This window comes from Paenibacillus sp. DP01 (assembly GCF_044784315.1).
In the GTDB taxonomy this organism is placed as follows: Bacteria; Bacillota; Bacilli; order Paenibacillales; family Paenibacillaceae; genus Paenibacillus; species Paenibacillus polymyxa.
Map to the genome: position 1 here is coordinate 1,069,368 of NZ_CP173059.1, position 18,711 is coordinate 1,088,078.

The following is an 18,711-nucleotide window of genomic DNA, read 5'->3' on the forward strand; positions in this document are numbered from 1 at the left end:
TTTGTTTCGGGTTGTTCTATGAACCAGTCAACCCAAAAGTTTGGAAATTGAACAAAAAATGATTACATCCGGCATTTATTTTTTGCAATACACCAGCTATCTTGTAATATATCATATGGTCAGCGGCAATGGTCTAAGCGTTTTCCGTATGAATTATAAGCTGCTGCTGTTTTTAGTCATGTATTATTTTATCGGAATAACAGCTCTGAATAACTTCGGACTGATTGTTTACCTATTTCTATTTGTGCTACTGGCATTATACGGGTGGTTGACCGACAAATATGAATCCTTGTGGGTCATAGGCTTCTACGCCATCCTTACCATCTTCATTACGACACTGCTGGGTTATTTCATAACGGTAATCAGCTATGCGGTTCCTTATGAATATAAAAACAAATGGACGGCGCCCTTCCTAACCGCTTGTTCACCTCCGCTGATCTACTTGGCGCTCCGAAAGCTTGTGTCTTATTTGTTTCCTACTCCGGCGGTCAGGCTTTTGAAGATATATCGGATTAAGCTTATCGTCGGAGCTTCTTTAATCTTAGTCTTGGGGATCATCGGACTAGGACTGATTATCTATTCGGAGTGTGAAAGCAACAATCCGTATCCAAGCAGATTAAAGATTGTGTTGATGCTGATCGGCTTGACCTCCATCTTCCTGATGACGATCAATTGGCTGTATCGCTTCCTGCGTGAACGTGAGCTAGAGAAGAACAAGACGGAACAATACCTGCAGCTGGAGGCTTATATTATGGAGATTGAAAAAATGTACGAAGACATCCGCGGCTTCAGACATGACTATACCAATATCCTGTTAATGCTGGACGAGGGGATCAGAACTGGGGATTTGGCGATGATCAAGCGGATATATGAGAGTTCTATCCAACCTACTGCCTCACAGTTGAACGGATATTCCTATAGTCTGGATAACCTGATTAATCTGGACGTGAGTGAGCTCAAGAGTATTATTACATCCAAGGTGCTGGTGGCAAAGAAGCGTGGAGTTGACGTAAAACTGGAAATTGATAGCGGTATCAGTGAAATGTATATGGATATTATAGACCTTTGCAGAGTAATCTCTTGTTTCCTGGACAATGCAATCGATGCGGCACTAGAGACCTGCAATCCGTCCATAAATATTGTGCTGATCCATGAAGACGATATTCAGACGGTGACGATACGAAACTCTTATAATCATTCTGCACTTGACGGGATTAAGGTGAATGATCTCTACAAACGGAACTTTTCAACGAAAGCGGACAATCGAGGTCTTGGCTTGTACAATATAGCAAAGGTGCTGCGCAGCAACAAGTATGTAACTTTGGATACCAAAAAGGAACCGGATTTTTTCACGCAAACATTAATTATAAAGAGAGCGACATCATGAATATTTTTATTCTGGAAGATCAGTTTATCCAGCAGCGCATAATGGAAAAGATGGTCCGTAAAAGCTGCGAGGAACTTGGCATCTGCTGCAGCAATCTCATTGCCACCAGTAAGCCGGATCTCCTGCTTTTTGAATCTAAAGCTTGTGCGAATAACTTGTATTTCCTTGATATTGAAATCTCTGGTTGTCAGATGAAGGGACTGGAAGTTGCCCAGGAAATCAGAAAATATGATATGTATGGGCATATTGTCTTTGTAACTACCCACGGTCATCTGTCTCCGCTTACCTTCCAATATAAGGTAGCAGCTCTTGATTTCATTATCAAGGATGCTACTCAGGATGAAATGGAAAAAAAGGTCAGAGAAGTTCTTGTTGTTGCCCATCAAAGAAAGCCTGTGTTGGATGTCAATGATTGGTTTATACTCGACAATAAATTTACGAAATTTCAAATTTCCTTCTCCAGCATTTATTACTTTGAAACAACCGGTGTTCCCCACAAAATCCGTCTGGTTTCCGAAAACAGAACTCTTGAGTTTTACGGCGATCTGAAAGATATTGAGGCTAAGGACCCAAGGTTGTTCCGGTGTCATCGGGCATTTATCGTAAACCTGATGAAGGTGGAATCTATAGATAAGAGCAAGAAGGAGATCATTTTTCAAACCAATCAGAATTCCGGAGAAGCAAGGCGCATTATTCCCGTTTCCCGCCAATTGTTGAAGCACCTCTTAGATAAGATGGGAGACCGGAGCCTCCTGAACAGACCTGTTTACGAATAGAATAGATACGGAGGGCATAGTTCTTCGGGAAGAAAAGGGGAGGAATATGGAACAAAGATTATCCGTTCAAGCAGAGGTGAAAGGCATTGATGCCACCAGTTTAAAATTAATTGCAGTATTGGCAATGCTAATTGATCATATTGGAGGGCTATTTTTTGCCGATTTTTTGGGCTTTCAGGTGGTAGGCAGAATTACATTGCCTATCATGGCTTTTTTTGTAGCCGAAGGATATATCCATACCAGAAGCTTCAAAAAATATACAATGCGCCTTGCTCTAACCGGGCTAGCCAGTGTGGTGCCTTACGGATTGGTATTTAAAGATTGGTATACTTCGGGAAACATCATGCTAACGTTGTTGATGGGCCTACTGGCAATATGGTTCTATGACAACACGACCAATCCTGTGCTTAAATACTTGGCTATTTCGGCTCTTTGCGTAGTCTCTCTTTTGGGAGACTGGAGTGTGATTGGAGTGTTCCTGGTTCTGGCTTTCTATGTGGCTCGCAAACAACAGAAGATTTACAACGGATGGATTATTGCAATAATTGCGCTTATGTTCATTTTCGGAGTCATCATTATATGGGCTGTTCCCGATTCGCTCAGCATCATGGGCATCAACGCCAGCACAATGAACGAATATCTTTATCCGTTTGCGATCGGCGGGGCCTGTATTTTTGCACTCCCTTTGCTATCCCGATATAACGGAGAGAGGGGAAAAGGCCCACGAACCTTCTTCTATTTGTTTTATCCGCTGCATTTGCTCGCGCTTTATCTGCTGAAGTTGGCTATTGATTATTACATATAAGAAGGGCTGTCTAATAAGTAACTAAAATAAAATCAGACGGGAAACGACATGTTTTCCGTCTGATTTTTGCGGTTTGACGAACTATTCGAATGTTGATGAAGCAAGGAATACTTTGAGGGTTCAAGGAGGAGCAGCATGAAAATTATGCCTTTACAGAAACGTGGAATCTCCGATAGTCGGCTGGTACTTGGCTGCATGCCTTTTGGTGGAGAATGGAGCCATGCACCGTATACACAGGAGCATGTCGTTGAAGCGGAGAGAGCTGTAGAAGCTGCACAATCCATCGGGATTACGATGTTTGATCATGCGGATATCTATCGTATGGGAAAAGCGGAAGAAATTTTCGGTCGGATTTTAAAGGGACAGCCCGGATTGCGTGAACAAATCGTAATTCAGTCCAAATGCGGCATTTTTTTGCCGGATGGCACGCTCCCAGGCCGTTTTGATTTCTCATATGATCATATTATGGAGTCCGTAGATGGTATCTTGAAGCGTCTGGGTACTGAGTATTTAGACATCCTGCTGCTGCACCGTCCCGATCCGCTGGTAGAGCCGGAAGAAGTAGCGAAGGTGTTCAGCGAGCTTAGGACATCCGGCAAAGTACGGCATTTTGGCGTTTCCAATATGAATGTAAGCCAAATTTGTTTTCTGGAGCGTAGCCTAACGGAGCCGCTGATTGTTAATCAGCTGGAGATGAGCCTGGCACATCTGCATTTTATAGATCAGACCGTACACGTGAACCAGCAGGCAGGGACGAATGTACATTTTGGCGAAGGATTGCTGGAATATTGCCAAACTGAGGATATTCAGCTCCAGGCTTGGGGACCGCTGGCGCATGGACGTTTTAGCGGAGGTTCTCTGGAAGGAGAGCCTGAGCATATCCGTAAGACGGCAGAACTGGTGCAGAAGCTGGCTTCTGAAAAGGGGACGACACGTGAAGCGATCGTCCTGGGCTGGCTGATGAAGCATCCGGCACGGATTCAGCCTGTCATTGGCAGCGCCAATCCTGAACGAATCAAAGCATGTCAGGATGCAGAACGCCAGAGCGAGCTGATGACCCGTGAGGAATGGTATCAATTGTATGTCAGTGCACGCGGACAAGCCTTGCCATAACTCGTTTAACAGGCCCTCCTTTCGTCTCATTAGCAGACGGAGGGAGGGCCTTTACGTGGATTCATCCTATATTTCTTCAGCAGCTATTCCTCTTCGTATCGTGCGAGGGCCTTGGCAGTTGTTTCCTTCATTCGCGATATTAATCGAGAGCCTTGAACGACCTTGACACGTTTGCCGAGGAAGCGGATTTTGGATAACACATATTCACATTCGTCTGCCTGGAAAGTGAGCGTAATACGATAGGTATCTGCTTCCTGATCATATTCGACCTCCTTTTCAAAACAGGAAAAAGCATATAAAATACGAGACATTTCACCGTTATATATAGGAATAATTTCGATGATGCCCTGTTCTTTGCGTGACTCCAGTATACCGAGTATTCGTTGGGTAAACGTCTCGGCTTCTTCAGGTCGGATCTCATCCTCCGTAACGGTTACGATGTTGGACAGTTTGGTGGACATAAATGCGCGGTGGCGGCGATTATACCACAGCAGACTCCATTCTTTTTTGACCATGGAAAACTCCAGCTTATATGGGAATCCGAACATTCGCTCATGCAGGCGTCCGTTGCGCAGTTTGTAGGTCATACAGATGCCTGAACGGGATCGCAGAATGGAACGCAATTCACGCAGGAGTGGATGATAAACCGAAGCAGCAGGGACCCCTGCTTTTTCGCGCAGGCTGCCATCAGCCTCCAGAGGCTCGTCATCTGCAAGTAATTGCCGAAGCTTATCAAGTGTAGAGGGGGTAAAAGCCTCTGTCGCTGCCGAGTCTGCAAGCATGGACTTAAGCCAGACTCTTTCCTGCGATGTGGTAGCAAAAGCGCCCGATTCATCCAGTCGTGAGACGATCTGATAGTTAAATATTTTCTCGAACAGGCTCATAATAGGCTTGCAGCTCCTTCCATTCCTGTCTGAATTCCTTACGCAGCCGCTGGGGCTCCAATACCTCACAGCTTGATCCGAAGCTGCGAATCCACGGTTTAATCTCAGTGATTCCATTCACTGTGATTTCATAGATAAAGGATTCACTTTCTTCCTCCGTAATCGTACCCCATTGTCCTTGTGACAGCACACGTTCCCGAATAAAGTTGCGTTTTGCCCCTTCGGGATTAAAAAAACGTACCCTTACCTTCACGGGACGACCCGTATCAACAAGCCAGCTGTATCGCATTTTTTCCTCCAACACGGCTAACAGGTCGGCATAAAGCTGTTCTGGGACAGGCTTGCCCTCCACCAATTGGGTCATGCCCTCCATACGAAACTTCATGATTCCTTTGCCGCCCACATGACCAAGCACGTACCAACGTCCATATTGATGATCATAGATGACTTGCAAGGGCAGAATGGTATGTTCACGGCCTTCAGTCTCTTTTTCAAATCGTGGGTTGGTGTTCTGTGACCCGTACATGCTTCGTTTGGATGCCGAAAAATATAAAAAGTTTACGCAGCGGCGTTGCCGAATGGCATGCAGAAGCGGATGAATATGGGCTTCGTCCAGAATGCGTGAATAATAATGGTATTTATATAAAAAAGGCTCTGCCATCTCCCGATCTCCGAGCTGACGGCGCATGGCCTTTTTAAGATGATCTCGCAACAGATATCCCTGCACAGAGGGGAGCTGAGTGTTGGCCATAATGTCCACAAAATCATATAAGTCCAGTAATTCCTCGTCCGTCAGTTCTGTCACCAGATCGTTACGGACAGCATAGCGATAGGGTCTGCCGCCAGGCTCCTTACGAACTACGCCGACTTCGACCAGATATTTCAGATCAGAACGGATTGTTTTTTCATCCGGCAGTGCACTGTCGGAAGGCAGCCCATTGCAGCAAGCGTCCAGCAGTTCCATGGTGGTCATAGGCTGTGATTGCAGCGCTGTCAGCAGAAGGGATAAGCGGACGCTTTCCGATTCCTTGAGCGATTTGGCCCGAAACAGGAATAACAATAATGGGTCAGCGGATTCGTAATAATTAAAGCGCAGCATCTCATTAAAATCATGTCCCTGTTCCGCAGGAAGCTGCTGTTGTACGGATTGGACGATTTCCTTGAGGCGCCGGATCGTCTTATCAAAGGTATGTACCGAAATGCCAAGTCTGTCTGCAAATTGCTGCCGATTATAAGCGCCGCTGGTTAGTGTGAGCATACGCAGGAATTGAATTTCTTTATCAAAACTCTCTCTCGCCATGATGCATTCCCCGTTTCTGTAGCCGTTCTCCGAAAACAAGTATCCCTTTATTCTAACAGGGAAGGGATGCAGGAAAAAGGTAATTTATTCATCTTTGTAATACTTTCACCATGTTCATGACTTCCAAAATAAAGGATTATAGGGATATAAGGTAGCACGATAAGTAAGAAGCAATACATAACAGAAGGGTGATGCAACATGTTTGGACGATTCAAAAATGAAGTGTTATATCCATGGGTAGGTAAGCTTTCGATTTATGAAACGATTAAGCAGGGACTGGACCCTCAGGGAAGGCTTACGGATGATCATTTGCCGGATGATGAAGAATACTGGGCAGGTCATACGATGCGTTGGGTGGCAGGGGGGCTGGATGGAGCGTTTGGGCATCACGGCGCTGGCGGAGATGGAGAGACTGAGAAAATTAAGGAGCTAGCACACTTGTTGTCCAGACAATGCCGCAAGCCAGGGATGAAAACAAGACGTGAGACATATGTACGCTTGATGGAGGAAAATGCGCTCAGCCTGATTGATCCGCTGCTAGATGCGGTGCGCGAACATCCAGCAATTCAGCCGGATCGATTGTATGAGGAAGCGCGTTGGCTGGCCGAACACGGAGCACATCGCAATGTGGTGAAGGTCGGTATTGCGCTGCTCGGATTGCTGGAGACAGAGCAGCACCACGAGCTTATTTTAACGCTAGCCAAGCATGATGAATTCACGCTATATGCGGCTGTAGCTATCCGTAATATTTCGGATCAGGCCAATGAGCAGTTGTATAATTTAGCCTTACAGGTACATGGTTGGGGACGTATTCACGTCGTGGAACGACTGGAGCCGGCGCGGCAGGAAATACGTGATTGGTTATTACGGGAAGGATTCCGTAACAATGTCATGTATGAGTACCTTGCTTATGAATGCGCTCATAAAGGCGAGCTGCATACAGCCATCGCTGTACCGCATATTGATCGGGAGTTGTTTGACGGAGCAGGCGATATACTGTCGGCTTTGCTGGCAGCAGGCGGACCTGCGGAAAGTATAGACGATTATGAGCATGCCACTATGGTCATAGGCAACTACCTTCGTCATGCTAAGACTATGTGTACGACTGTGAAGCATCTTACGATCATCATGGATATTGCGGACTTCCTCGATGAAGAAGACGATTCATGGGAGGCACGTTATGAGCATGAATGGACGCCGGAATTACGTAAACGTTACGCGTCGATATGCCAGCAGATGATGGACGATCCGCAGTGGATGAAGCTGGTAGAGCAGGAACTACATCATGCAGATTCACCGCATCTTCACTGTGCCATTCGCGCAGCTCGAATGCTAGCACTAGATGTATGGCCCGTGCTATTTGATCAATTAAGCAAACACCCAGTCAAGCCTAATCTTTACTTTGAACTTAGCAAGACAGAGGATGAACAGCGGGCATATAAGCTGGTGGCTTTTGCAGAAAAGCACTTGCCTCTGGGAGAGATAGCTTCCGGTCCTGCTGATGTACCGGGCTTTGGACCGGAGTATGAAGCGCATCAATGTCTAGGGATGCTGCTGCAACTATTGTCTTCTTACGAAGGAATGGGACAAAAGCTAGTTGCTACCGGACTTTGGAGCCCGGTGACCTCCAATCGCCGTGCAGCGCTTCATGTACTCAAGGAATGGCCTTCTGAGATGTTGGGAGAGGCAACGATAGAGCGCCTTCGCTGCTTATCGGAAGCTGAAACGGAGGAGTCGATCAGAGAACAGATTCGGGAAATACTTTAAGGATAAGGGAGGGAACAACATGACAGATGTGAAGCATGGGCAGGGTTTCATTCAACCGGAAATGCGCGACACGATTTTGCGTGAGCTGCGCGCGTTGGAGCAGGAAGAGCAGGTGCGCATTGTGTACGCCTGTGAATCAGGCAGTCGGGCATGGGGGTTTCCTTCACAGGACAGTGACTATGATGTACGATTTATTTATGTAAGACCCATAGAATGGTATTTATCTATTTTTGATAAGCGGGATGTGATTGAGCGGCCAATCAGCAATATGCTGGATATAAACGGTTGGGATTTGAAAAAGGCGCTCCATTTATTTCGCAAATCCAATCCGCCTTTGCTGGAATGGCTGCAATCTCCGATTCCCTATCTGGAGCAATATTCAGTGGCCGATCAGATCCGTGCAATCTCGCCGTTAACCTTCTCTCCGAAGTCCTGTATGTATCACTATCTGAATATGGCACGGGGAAACTATCGGGACTATTTGCAAAGTGAACAGGTGAAAATTAAAAAATATTTTTACGTGCTGCGTCCGCTGCTGGCCTGTGGCTGGATTGAACGTTACAACAGTATGCCTCCTATCAAATTCGTAGACTTGCTAGCGGAATTCATTCCGGTAGGTACCGAACTTTATCAGGTGATCGAGCATTTGCTGGAGCGTAAAAAAGCGGGTGAGGAGCTGGATATGGAGCCGCAGCTTTCGGTGGTGAATGACTTTATTGAACAGCAAATTGCTTATTTTGAACAGAAGGCGCCTTTGCTTCAGCATATGGAGGGCGGACGGGATCAGCAATTGGACGAGATGTTCCGCGCTGCGGTGAATGAAGTATGGAAAACATAAGCAGGGAAGGAGAAGTGGAGTATGCACATCACGCTAAAAGCAACCGGAAACAATGCCGGGATGATTTCGCATTTGCTCGCCAAGAACCCTTACAATACGTATGATCGCACGGAAAAGGGTGCACGTGTACGCATGGTGTACACCACTTTTACAGAGGAAGAGGCAGAAATCGCCATTCAGGCTTCACCAGATTCAATAGATTTGGTCAAAAACAGTCCAGATAGCTATGACATTACACAATATATTAATGACCGGGAGTTTGTAACCAGCAGCTTGTTCTGTACCTATATTCGCGGCGCGCTTGGCACAGCCCTGAACGGCAAACCCAAGGAAGACTATACAGCGTGGGTGACGCATCCTTTTGCGCTGGAGTTATCGTTTGGGCCTGTTGCGTCAGATTTGCCAGATGCTGTGGTGGAGGGACTATTTGCGCCGCTGGGCTATCAAGTGACCATCGAACGAGGGAAAGCGGATTATTCTTTTCAGCTGAAAAATCGAAGCACCGTCAGATATGTCACGCTAAGTGGTCATCAGACGGTGCAATATGCGCTGCGTCAGTTATTGCTGTTGATTCCAGTGTTGGATAATTATAAGCACTACTATATTAGCGAAGAAGAGTTTGATAAGCTGAAACGTTACGGTGAAGGCTGGCTGCAAGAGCATCCGATGCGCGAGCTCATCATTCGACGCACGCTTCATTTTACCAATCTGATTGAGCAATTTGAGCAATCTGATTCTGCTGCTACACAGACTGAAAAACATGCTGTCCAAGAACAAAACCATAATCACGAACAGGATCAGCAGCAAGATCAGTCACTGGAGGAAGGAAAGCAACAGCCTGTAATGCGGCTAAATGAGCTGCGGTATCAAGCCATTATGGATGTGATTCGCAAGCTGCCCCGAAGACAGAAAATCGTAGATTTTGGATCTGGGGAAGGGAAGCTTTCGGCTCGGATGGCTCGAATCAAGGGCATTGAAGAGATTTGGGCTGTGGAGCCGTCTGCATATGCACAGGTGAGGGCTGTGGAGCGTTTTGCCAAGCTGGAAAGGCATGCCGATGCAATTCGCCCTACACCTATGATGGGCTCTCTCTTTTATTATGATGAACAATTGCGGGGAAAAGATGTGATGATCCTGTGTGAGGTCATTGAGCATGTGGATGAGCATCGTCTGAACCGGGTGATGGATACGATTGTGACAGAATATCAGCCGGGTGTGCTGATCGTGACGACTCCCAATCGAGAATATAATGAGGTGTATCGTATGGATCAGCAAGAGCTGCGGCATGGCGATCACCGTTTTGAATGGAGCAGAAGCGAGTTTCGTGAACGATGCGAGCAATGGATTGAGGAAGCTCCCTATTCATTAGCGCTGGAAGGGATCGGAGAAGAGGTCGAAGGCTTTGGACAACCGACCCAAATGGCTGTATTTACGCGCAGAAAGGAGCCGAAGAATTCATGAGCATTTCATCCGAACGAACGATTAATCTACCGCATGCTGGACTGGTTGTGTTGGTAGGGGCCTCGAATAGTGGCAAAACCACTTTACTGGACAGGTTGGTGAGCGAAGGGATTCTATTGAAAACGGAAGTGGTATCCTCAGATCATTTTCGCCAGCTGGTCGGAGATACGGAATTTATAGACTGGAGCGGACTTCCAAGGCTGGAATCGGACGTGCTGTTTTATGAGTACCAGCAAATGTCAGCCAAGGCGTTTGAGGCGATGGATACCATTCTGGCTATGCGCTGTCGTCTGAATAAGCTGACGGTTGTGGATGCCACCCATCTGTATGCTGAGGATCGCCAGAAATATGTACAGCTGGCAGCCAAGGCGCATGTACCTGTGATGGCTCTGGTGCTGGATGTACCCGAATCTGTGCTGCTGGAACGTGATGCAGGTAGGGCGCATCCGCGTGGTCGCCAACGGGTCAAGCAGCAGGCACAGCTGTTAAAGCGGAACCTGCGCGGTATTCGGGAAGAAGGTTTTAACGCTTGTTATGTCCTCAAGGATGTAGAAAAGCTTAACTTCGCCCGCCGTGCTCAGCCGCTGTTTCATGATATAGGTGCAGGCATTGATATCATTGGTGACATCCACGGGTGCTACCGGGAGATGCTGGAGGTGTTAGAGCGGCTCGGATATATGGAAGATACGGAAGGACTATACCATCATCCAGAAGGCAGAAGACTGGTATCCGTTGGGGATGTGATGAGCCGTGGCCCAGAATCGTTACTAGCGGTGCAGTTTTGGAAAAAGCACGTGGATGCCGGACTCGCCTACATGATTGATAGCAATCATGGCTGGAAAATCGGTCGTTATCTTGATGGAAGAAAAGTAACTCTCAATCATGGAGATGAACGATTCGCAGAGGAACTGGTTCAATATGAACAAAAGGTGGGCAAGGCAGCAGCGGAACAGCTTAGAGGCGAGCTGAGGGATTTTCTGCTAAATGCGCCCTCTCATCTAATTTTCGGCAGAAATGGGTTGCGACACCTGGTTGTGACTCATGCGGGGATTAAGGATCATTTTATTGGCAAACAGTCGGCACGTATTTCTGATTACTGTCGTTATGGAGATACGGATGGTCAGGATGCAGACGGAAAACCAATCCGCAAAGATTGGTTCGTAGACCATGAATCGGGAGAAATAGTAGTATGGGGACATGATCCGAGACCGCAGCCTACGATTGTGAACCAGACGGTGAATATTGATCAGGGTGTGGTATTTGGCGGTATGCTGACCGCTTATCGTTATCCGGAAAAGGAATTTGTCAGCGTTCCGGCTCATGAGAATTATGCGAATGACCCCGATAGCCCACTTGTCAGGTGGCAGAAAAAACGGTTTTCCCCGCCGAATTTACGTAAGCTCATCGCTGGTTACAGCGTACTAACGGAATCGTATGGCGAAGTGCGAGTACAAGGAGAATGGGTCAAATCCGCTATAGATACCGTGTCACATGTGACAGTACCGATGGAGGAACTGGTGTACATTCCACCAACTATGAGTCCTGCTCCCACGGTTTCCGCAGAAGAAGGATATCTGGAGCATCCGCGTGAGGCGCTGGCTTATTATCGTGGTCAAGGCGTACAAACGATGGTAGCGGAGAAAAAGCATATGGGTAGCCGGGCGATTTTGCTATTATTCAAAAACGAACAGGCTGCTGTCGAATATGTAGGATACCCGACATTAGGCACGATCTACAGCCGCAGCGGCCGCCCTTTCTTTGGACCAGGCCTTGCGAAGCAGGTCCTGGAAAAGCTGAATGCCGATCTACAGACTGCCAGGTATTTTGAGCGGAATCAGACGGATTTCGTGTTGCTGGATGCGGAAATAGTACCGTGGAATCTCAAGGCTCGGGAACTGATTGCTGCACAGTATGCGCATGTGGGTGAGGCAGCTCTGCTGGATCGCAGTAAGCTGGTAGACAAGCTGAAGCAGGCGGAGGTTGCAGGCCGGGAGGTTGGAGACTGGCTAGAGGAAATGGAACGGAAATATGGCAATGCCGTAACGTTCCAAGAAGCTTTTCAAAAATATTGCTGGGATGTAGACGGGCTGGATGAAATTCGTATTGCACCGTTTCATACACTGGCCCACAGCGGCCGGACGTTTTTTGACCAATCTCATCTTTGGCATATGGAGCACAACCGGGAGCTAGCAGGACTGTCCTCGCTGTTTATGGAGACAGAGTATCGGGTCATCACGGACGAAGCAAGCGAGGAAGAGGTTATCCGCTGGTGGAACGAGATGACAGAGGATGGTCATGAGGGCATTGTGATCAAGCCGGAACGCTTTTTGATGAAAAATCGGGACAAGATGATTCAGCCTGCAATCAAGGTGAGAGGCCGGAAGTATTTGCATATCATTTACGGTATGGATTATCTTGCCCCTGAGAATTTAAAGCGTCTGAAGCAGCGCCGAACGAACAAAAAGGAGCGTCATGCCCTGATGGAAGGAGCGCTTGGTATGGAGGGCGTAGAACGTTTTGTCCGCAAGGATACGGTGGATCGTATTCATGAATGCGTCCTTGCTGCGCTATCTCTGGAATCGGAGCCGATTGATCCGAGATTGTAGTTTGCGAAGGAGGGATTGAGATGGATAGGAGTACACCGTTAATTGATATTGGTGTGAACTTGATGCACCGTTCGTTTCATGCAGATCGGGAACAGGTGGTAGAGAGAGCAGCGGCTGTAGGAATTACACCGTTGATTATTACTGGAACCAGTGTCCGCAGTAGTCGGGAGGCTGCTCAGTATGCGGCTTGTTATCCGGGTAAACTGTACACGACGGCTGGCGTGCATCCCCATGATGCCAAAAGTTGCAGCACCGATACAATTCAGCAGCTCCGCCAACTTGCGGCTCAGCCGCAGGTCGTATCCATAGGGGAATGCGGGTTGGATTATAACCGTGATTTTTCTCCGCGTGATGTACAGCGCCGATGGTTTGGAGAGCAGATTCAACTGGCGGGGGAGCTGCATATGCCTTTATTCCTGCATGAACGAGATGCGCATGAGGACTTTGTCGCTATGTTGCGAGAGCATCAGGGGCTTGTTGATAAAGCGGTGGTGCATTGTTTTACCGGTACTGCACAGGAATTGCATACGTATGTGGAGATGGGACTGTATATCGGTATTACGGGCTGGATCTGTGATGAACGGCGCGGCAAGCATCTGCGGGAGCTGGTCAGGGATATTCCATTGGACCGGTTGATGATTGAAACGGACGCTCCATTTTTGACCCCGCGTAATTTGCCCGTGAAGCCCAAAGAAGGGCGTAATGAGCCGGTGTATCTCGCTCACATCGCCGCTACGATTGCCGAGTGCACAGGCCGCAGCATGATGGAGATCGAAATTGCGACGACGGAAACGGCCAAACGTTTCTTCGGATTATAGGATTGTCAAAGCCATGGATGTGGTATATATTATAGTGAATTAAAAAGCATTGTCGGGAGCTTGAGATAGTCAGGCTGAGAGGGTGGCCCTTGCCGCCGACCGTGAAATCTGATCTGGGTAATGCCAGCGTAGAGAAACCTAGAACACCTTACAAGAAACAGGAATACCGCCGATTAGCGGCGGCTAGTCGATGGATACGTTTCATATCCTATATCAAGTTAATGAGCTACAGTCTGTAAAAAGTTGCAGACGGACAAGCGTGTCTTGTTCTGTACCTGACTTTGGCTTGGTTTCAGTGCAGTAGAATGCTGTGCTATATGAGATATGTCGACAACTGATAATGTATGGTGATCATTTTATGACTGCGCATAAAGCTTGCCTGGAGATTCAGCTCCGGACAGGCTTTTTTTTATGGCCAAATGGCCTATTTTAAAGAAAAAGGGGAGCGTATCAACAATGAATACGAATGTAAGAGCGTCCAAAGGGCTGAAGCTGACTGATATTTTGGTCACGATTGTAATCTCCGTGGTATTCGGGCTGGTCTACAAAATATGGGGACCTGCCTATGATTTGATGAAACCATTCGGTCTGCACGCCGAGCAACTGATGTATGGCATGTGGTTTATGGCTGGCACGTTCGCTTATCTTATCATTCGCAAACCGGGAGTCGCGATTTTGGCAGAGGTGGCCGCGGCAACCGTCAGTGCTTTTTTGGGAAGTGAATGGGGCATGTCCACCTTGTACTACGGTTTGCTGCAAGGCTTGGGAGCGGAGCTGTTCTTTGCGATTTTTCTGTATCGGAACGCCAACCTGTGGGTTGCTTCACTAGCTGCGGCAGGAGCGGCTGTCACTTCTCTGATTTTAGACTTCAGCTATGGGTATATTGATCAGCTATCGACCTGGAACTATGTTTTGTATATTGGATTTCGGATGATTGGCAGTATTGTGATTGCTGGAATATTCGCTTTCTATCTGGCTAAGGCATTGGAAGTAACCGGCGTTACGCGAAGTTTGAGACCGGCAACGGAACAAGATTATAAGGGGCTGGATTGATGAGTCCGACCAACGAAGATGTGGTGGCTTCGATCACCCGTCTTCGGTTGAAATTCCCCGGTGAGCAAGAGCTGCTTTTTCACAATATGTCCTTATCTGTTCGCAAAGGGGAAAAGCTGCTGCTACTGGGGCCGAGCGGATGCGGCAAATCAACGCTGCTTCAGGTGCTGAGCGGTCTGATTCCACGCACGATAGAAGTGCCTATGAAATACGATGCTGCCGTGATCCCGAGTCTCTCTGGTATTGTATTTCAAGATCCCGACACACAATTTTGTATGTCATATGCAGACGAGGAACTGGCTTTTGTATTGGAAAATAAGCAGGTTCCAAGGGAGCAGATGCCATCCCGTATTCGCGAGCTGCTAATGCAGGTTGGTCTTCCAACGGATGATATACATCTGCCCATTGCCAGCATGTCACAAGGAATGAAACAGCGGCTGGCGATTGCATCGGTGCTGGCTATGGAGCCGGAAGTGCTTTTTCTGGATGAGCCGACAGCCTTGTTGGACGAGGAAGGTACTACACAGGTGTGGGATACCATTCGCAACATTTCGGCAGACCAGACGCTGGTGATTGTAGAGCATAAAATTAATGAAATTGTCCAGGATGTGGATCGGATTGTGGTGCTTTCTGCTCAAGGGGAGATTATTGCGGACGGAAGGGCGGAAGAAGTATTTCATATACACCGACAAGCATTATCCGAGTATGGCGTGTGGTATCCGGGAGTATGGGATGAATCGTCTTCACCACGTTGGAATGATTCTATGACGCAGCAGAATGATGCGTTGCTTGCGGATAGTCCGTCCACTTCAGCATGTACAACAAATTTGCTGGAGTTGGAACATTTTAGCGGACTTCGGGGAGGGAGCTCAGTCATTTATGTGGAGCAAGCGCAGGTGAAGCCTGGCGACTGGATTGGTGTGGTCGGTGAAAACGGGGCTGGCAAAAGCTCGCTTCTGCTCTCTATGATGCGCTTACTTCACACGCAGGGGCGTTATCGCGTGTGCGGAGCTGAGGCAGGCAATACGGAGCAACTGGCTGAGCGCATTGGGTTCGCGTTTCAAAATCCAGAGCTGCAATTTGTAGCAAACACCGTGCGAAGTGAACTGGAGTATTCGTTACCCAAGAGTTTGTTTACCGCTGAACAGTGCAGGGAACGAGTGGATCGAATGCTTATGCAGTTCGGATTGGAGCGACTGGATGAACGCCATCCGTATCAGCTCTCGCTGGGCCAAAAAAGGCGGTTGAGTATTGCTACGGCTATGATCCGTGAGCCGAAAGTGCTGCTGCTGGACGAACCGACTTTTGGGCAGGATGCGCGTAATACCTTTGTCATGCTGGATATGTTGGAACAGCTGAGAGCGGCAGGCACGGCCATTGTGATGGTTACGCATGACCCGGAAATTGTCCGTCGATATTGTACCGATATATGGCGGATTCAGAAAGGAGAGCTACGGTATGAGCCTGTCCTTTCCTCATCATGAAACATGGCTGCATCGTGTGAATCCGGGCCTAAAGCTAGTGATGTTTTCCCTGCTGTTTGTGATCGTTATAGTCATCCATGATCCGAACGTTATGTTTAATGTTACATGTACTATGCTGCTGTTGCTTGTCTGGTCAGGCCATCCATGGAAGCGGCTGCTGCTGTACGGATCTCCCTTTATATTGGTGTTTATTTCAACCTCAACAGGCATGATGATGTTTGGCAAGGGAGTGACGACCTGGTGGACATGGGGCCTGATCCATATTACGCAGGAAAGCTTTTTCCGAGGGATGCATCTGGGTTTTCGTGCACTGAGTATGGCCGCAGCAGGGTTGCTGTTTGGTTTAACGACTCGTCCGGTGAGCCTTTTTTATTCACTGATGCAGCAATGGAAGCTCCCTCCCAAGTATGCGTACAGCTTTTTGGCAGCTATGCGGTTGATGCCGATGATGCTGGAGGAATTTCAGGCTTTGAGACATGCCCACCGTATTCGAGGTTTGCACCAGCATGTGTCCAAATGGAATATGTATGCCACGCTGCGCAGGTACGCAATTCCGCTGCTCGCTCAAAGTATCCGGCGTGCGCAGCGCATTGCTATAGCCATGGAAGCCAAGGGCTTTGCTAATGAAACCAAGCGTACGTATTATTATGCGATCGGCTATTCGGCTGTAGATATTATATTTATTTTGTATTTTGTGGTGCTGCTGATGCTAGCTTGGGGACTTGGTACCTGCTTTCCTTATGTGGGGGTATGGGATGTACGTTAATTGTTGTCAAAAGGCTTTGCCCGATTTCTGCTCTGTGGTATATTAATGCAATGGGAATTGACGGCTCGTACAGACCCGCCTGGGCTGGCGGGCTTATTACATTTTCCCGCAGTAATGGATCATCAGGAGGCCAAGTTTCATGATTACGCTGCATCAGGTAAACAAGCATTATACCACCTCAAGCGGCCCATTTCATGCGGTTCAATCCGTGTCTCTTCAAGTGGAGGAAGGGGAAATTCACGGTATCATAGGTGCCAGCGGTGCCGGCAAGTCTACGTTGCTCCGGTTGATGAATGTATTGGAAAGGCCGGATGAGGGAAACGTGGTTGTGAACGGGGAAGATCTGACTCGCATGCCGGAAAAACGTCTCCGTGAAGCGCGGCGATCCATAGGGATGATTTTTCAGCATTATCATCTTGTTCATAATCGGACGGTAAGTGGAAATGTAGCAATGCCGTTGGAGCTGGCAGGTGTCGCGAAAAAAGAGCGAGCGGAACGCGTGCGCGAATGCCTGCAATTCGTTGGTTTAGCGGATAAGGCAGAACAGTATCCGGCACAACTGAGCGGAGGCCAAAAGCAACGTGTGGCGATTGCCAGAGCATTGGCGAATCGCCCTGCGGTGCTGCTTTGTGATGAGCCGACCTCAGCCCTTGACCCGCAGACGACCGCTGATATTCTGGGCGTGTTAAGGGAGATCAACCGTGAACTGGGAGTTACGATTGTAATCGTCACACACGATATGGACGTGGTACGCGATATTTGTACCCGTGTATCCGAAATGCGGGACGGGAAATTACTTTCAACGAAACATGTAGCTGACCCTATGGTAGGTTCAACCTTGGAAGCAGGTGAAGCTGATGAATGACATGTTGAACATCATTGCACAGTATCAGTCAGAGATATGGAAAGCCATCGGGGAGACGTTTATCATGGTGGGGATTTCTATCGCAGCAGCTGTACTGTTAGGGCTTCCGGCAGGAACGATTTTATATTTGTGTGGTAAAGGGCAAAAATATGAAAATCGACTGCTCTTCACCATACTGAACAGTCTGGTCAATGTTATCCGCTCGTTTCCGTTTTTGCTGCTCGTGGTGTTTATGATTCCATTTACACGTTTGGTGGTAGGCACGGCGCTGGGCACGATGGCAGCTACGGTTCCCTTGTCAGTGGTAGCTATCGCCTATTATTCGAGACTGGTGGAACAATCGTTGCTTGAGGTGCCCAAGGGTGTGATTGAAGCCGCTACGTCTATGGGAGCATCCACCCTCCAGCTTATTTTTAAATTTCTATACGTGGAAGCCCGTTCCGGACTTGTACTGGGTTTGACCACGTCCACCATTAGCTTCATCTCCTACTCCACGGTGATGGGCATAGTGGGCGGCGGCGGAGTAGGCGATTTTGCCATTCGCTATGGTTACCAGCGGTTTGAAACAGGCTTGATGGCGTTCACCATCGTCGTTATGATTATTTTCGTACAAACGATCCAGTTCACCGGAAGCACCATATCCCGCCGGATCGACAAGCGGTAAACGGCAGATTGTATGGCAATTCACTTGCAACACCCACTATGGGAAATAAAAATGACCTTACAGTATCTCAAAAGCGGAGCGGGCAGAATTGTTCTGGAGAAGCGTTAGCGTTCGCCTTTGAAAT

The 18,711-nt window shown here is 47.9% G+C and carries 16 protein-coding genes and 1 riboswitch; of the genes, 14 read left to right on the forward strand and 2 right to left on the reverse strand.

The annotated features are described in order from the left end of the window. Window positions 1–148: 148 nt before the first annotated feature. The 4 genes from ACH59B_RS04835 (at window position 149) to ACH59B_RS04850 (ending at window position 4,081) form a co-directional block, all read left to right on the forward strand. Window positions 149–1,387, forward strand: a complete 1,239-nt coding sequence (locus ACH59B_RS04835; protein ID WP_230877401.1) for a sensor histidine kinase — start codon at window positions 149–151, stop codon at window positions 1,385–1,387. After that, window positions 1,384–2,163: a LytTR family DNA-binding domain-containing protein gene (locus ACH59B_RS04840; protein WP_017426267.1), complete on the forward strand. Its 780-nt coding sequence runs from the start codon at window positions 1,384–1,386 to the stop codon at window positions 2,161–2,163. The genes ACH59B_RS04835 and ACH59B_RS04840 overlap by 4 nt, the downstream gene beginning before the upstream one ends. Before the next feature lie 46 nt (window positions 2,164–2,209). Further along, the gene (locus tag ACH59B_RS04845) at window positions 2,210–2,968 is read left to right on the forward strand and encodes a TraX family protein (protein WP_017426268.1); all 759 of its coding nucleotides are present in this window, start codon (window positions 2,210–2,212) and stop codon (window positions 2,966–2,968) included. Window positions 2,969–3,103: 135 nt separating this feature from the next. After that, on the forward strand, window positions 3,104–4,081 hold the full coding sequence (locus ACH59B_RS04850) for an aldo/keto reductase family oxidoreductase (RefSeq protein WP_017426269.1): 978 nt from the start codon (window positions 3,104–3,106) through the stop codon (window positions 4,079–4,081). Between the two features lie 83 nt (window positions 4,082–4,164). Here the strand turns inward: ACH59B_RS04850 and ACH59B_RS04855 are convergent, their stop codons facing one another. After that, the gene (locus ACH59B_RS04855) at window positions 4,165–4,965 is read right to left on the reverse strand and encodes a WYL domain-containing protein (protein ID WP_017426270.1); all 801 of its coding nucleotides are present in this window, start codon (window positions 4,963–4,965) and stop codon (window positions 4,165–4,167) included. Then, window positions 4,940–6,265: a YafY family protein gene (locus ACH59B_RS04860; RefSeq protein ID WP_038978103.1), complete on the reverse strand. Its 1,326-nt coding sequence runs from the start codon at window positions 6,263–6,265 to the stop codon at window positions 4,940–4,942. Before ACH59B_RS04860 ends, ACH59B_RS04855 begins: the two co-directional genes overlap by 26 nt. A 198-nt stretch (window positions 6,266–6,463) precedes the next feature. Between ACH59B_RS04860 and ACH59B_RS04865 the strand changes: the two genes are divergently transcribed. The 10 genes from ACH59B_RS04865 (at window position 6,464) to ACH59B_RS04910 (ending at window position 18,587) form a co-directional block, all read left to right on the forward strand. Beyond that, window positions 6,464–8,032 (forward strand): hypothetical protein, encoded by a 1,569-nt coding sequence (locus ACH59B_RS04865; RefSeq protein WP_044787134.1) that lies wholly within the window; start codon window positions 6,464–6,466, stop codon window positions 8,030–8,032. Window positions 8,033–8,051: 19 nt separating this feature from the next. Beyond that, the gene (locus ACH59B_RS04870) at window positions 8,052–8,870 is read left to right on the forward strand and encodes a nucleotidyltransferase domain-containing protein (protein ID WP_044787133.1); all 819 of its coding nucleotides are present in this window, start codon (window positions 8,052–8,054) and stop codon (window positions 8,868–8,870) included. 21 nt (window positions 8,871–8,891) lie between these two features. After that, window positions 8,892–10,331 carry a 3' terminal RNA ribose 2'-O-methyltransferase Hen1 gene (locus ACH59B_RS04875; RefSeq protein ID WP_044787132.1) on the forward strand — a complete coding sequence of 480 codons (1,440 nt, stop codon included), beginning with the start codon at window positions 8,892–8,894 and terminating at the stop codon, window positions 10,329–10,331. After that, window positions 10,328–12,937 carry a polynucleotide kinase-phosphatase gene (locus tag ACH59B_RS04880; RefSeq protein WP_044787131.1) on the forward strand — a complete coding sequence of 870 codons (2,610 nt, stop codon included), beginning with the start codon at window positions 10,328–10,330 and terminating at the stop codon, window positions 12,935–12,937. The genes ACH59B_RS04875 and ACH59B_RS04880 overlap by 4 nt, the downstream gene beginning before the upstream one ends. Window positions 12,938–12,957: 20 nt before the next feature. Next, on the forward strand, window positions 12,958–13,755 hold the full coding sequence (locus tag ACH59B_RS04885) for a TatD family hydrolase (protein ID WP_044787130.1): 798 nt from the start codon (window positions 12,958–12,960) through the stop codon (window positions 13,753–13,755). 42 nt (window positions 13,756–13,797) lie between these two features. Then, a riboswitch (TPP riboswitch) is annotated at window positions 13,798–13,907 on the forward strand. 304 nt (window positions 13,908–14,211) lie between these two features. Beyond that, window positions 14,212–14,808 carry an ECF transporter S component gene (locus ACH59B_RS04890; protein ID WP_016819893.1) on the forward strand — a complete coding sequence of 199 codons (597 nt, stop codon included), beginning with the start codon at window positions 14,212–14,214 and terminating at the stop codon, window positions 14,806–14,808. Further along, window positions 14,808–16,292 carry an ABC transporter ATP-binding protein gene (locus ACH59B_RS04895; RefSeq protein WP_240753556.1) on the forward strand — a complete coding sequence of 495 codons (1,485 nt, stop codon included), beginning with the start codon at window positions 14,808–14,810 and terminating at the stop codon, window positions 16,290–16,292. The genes ACH59B_RS04890 and ACH59B_RS04895 overlap by 1 nt, the downstream gene beginning before the upstream one ends. Beyond that, entirely contained in the window at window positions 16,267–17,058 is a 792-nt protein-coding gene (locus ACH59B_RS04900; RefSeq protein WP_240753557.1) for an energy-coupling factor transporter transmembrane protein EcfT, read from the forward strand. Before ACH59B_RS04895 ends, ACH59B_RS04900 begins: the two co-directional genes overlap by 26 nt. Before the next feature lie 139 nt (window positions 17,059–17,197). Next, on the forward strand, window positions 17,198–17,923 hold the full coding sequence (locus ACH59B_RS04905) for a methionine ABC transporter ATP-binding protein (protein ID WP_017426279.1): 726 nt from the start codon (window positions 17,198–17,200) through the stop codon (window positions 17,921–17,923). Further along, complete coding sequence (locus ACH59B_RS04910) at window positions 17,916–18,587, forward strand: methionine ABC transporter permease (RefSeq protein WP_016819897.1); 672 nt, start codon at window positions 17,916–17,918, stop codon at window positions 18,585–18,587. The genes ACH59B_RS04905 and ACH59B_RS04910 overlap by 8 nt, the downstream gene beginning before the upstream one ends. Window positions 18,588–18,711 lie beyond the last annotated feature (124 nt).

Bases quoted from the DNA above. Each gene is read 5' to 3' on its own strand.
- ACH59B_RS04885 (WP_044787130.1), top strand. From the start codon at position 12,958: ATGGATAGGAGTACACCGTTAATTGATATTGGTGTGAACTTGATGCAC.
- ACH59B_RS04880 (WP_044787131.1), top strand. From the start codon at position 10,328: ATGAGCATTTCATCCGAACGAACGATTAATCTACCGCATGCTGGACTG.
- ACH59B_RS04860 (WP_038978103.1), bottom strand. From the start codon at position 6,265: ATGGCGAGAGAGAGTTTTGATAAAGAAATTCAATTCCTGCGTATGCTC.
- ACH59B_RS04835 (WP_230877401.1), top strand. From the start codon at position 149: ATGAATTATAAGCTGCTGCTGTTTTTAGTCATGTATTATTTTATCGGA.
- ACH59B_RS04870 (WP_044787133.1), top strand. From the start codon at position 8,052: ATGACAGATGTGAAGCATGGGCAGGGTTTCATTCAACCGGAAATGCGC.
- ACH59B_RS04840 (WP_017426267.1), top strand. From the start codon at position 1,384: ATGAATATTTTTATTCTGGAAGATCAGTTTATCCAGCAGCGCATAATG.
- ACH59B_RS04845 (WP_017426268.1), top strand. From the start codon at position 2,210: ATGGAACAAAGATTATCCGTTCAAGCAGAGGTGAAAGGCATTGATGCC.
- ACH59B_RS04895 (WP_240753556.1), top strand. From the start codon at position 14,808: ATGAGTCCGACCAACGAAGATGTGGTGGCTTCGATCACCCGTCTTCGG.
- ACH59B_RS04855 (WP_017426270.1), bottom strand. From the start codon at position 4,965: ATGAGCCTGTTCGAGAAAATATTTAACTATCAGATCGTCTCACGACTG.
- ACH59B_RS04875 (WP_044787132.1), top strand. From the start codon at position 8,892: ATGCACATCACGCTAAAAGCAACCGGAAACAATGCCGGGATGATTTCG.
- ACH59B_RS04890 (WP_016819893.1), top strand. From the start codon at position 14,212: ATGAATACGAATGTAAGAGCGTCCAAAGGGCTGAAGCTGACTGATATT.
- ACH59B_RS04865 (WP_044787134.1), top strand. From the start codon at position 6,464: ATGTTTGGACGATTCAAAAATGAAGTGTTATATCCATGGGTAGGTAAG.
- ACH59B_RS04850 (WP_017426269.1), top strand. From the start codon at position 3,104: ATGAAAATTATGCCTTTACAGAAACGTGGAATCTCCGATAGTCGGCTG.
- ACH59B_RS04900 (WP_240753557.1), top strand. From the start codon at position 16,267: ATGAGCCTGTCCTTTCCTCATCATGAAACATGGCTGCATCGTGTGAAT.
- ACH59B_RS04905 (WP_017426279.1), top strand. From the start codon at position 17,198: ATGATTACGCTGCATCAGGTAAACAAGCATTATACCACCTCAAGCGGC.
- ACH59B_RS04910 (WP_016819897.1), top strand. From the start codon at position 17,916: ATGAATGACATGTTGAACATCATTGCACAGTATCAGTCAGAGATATGG.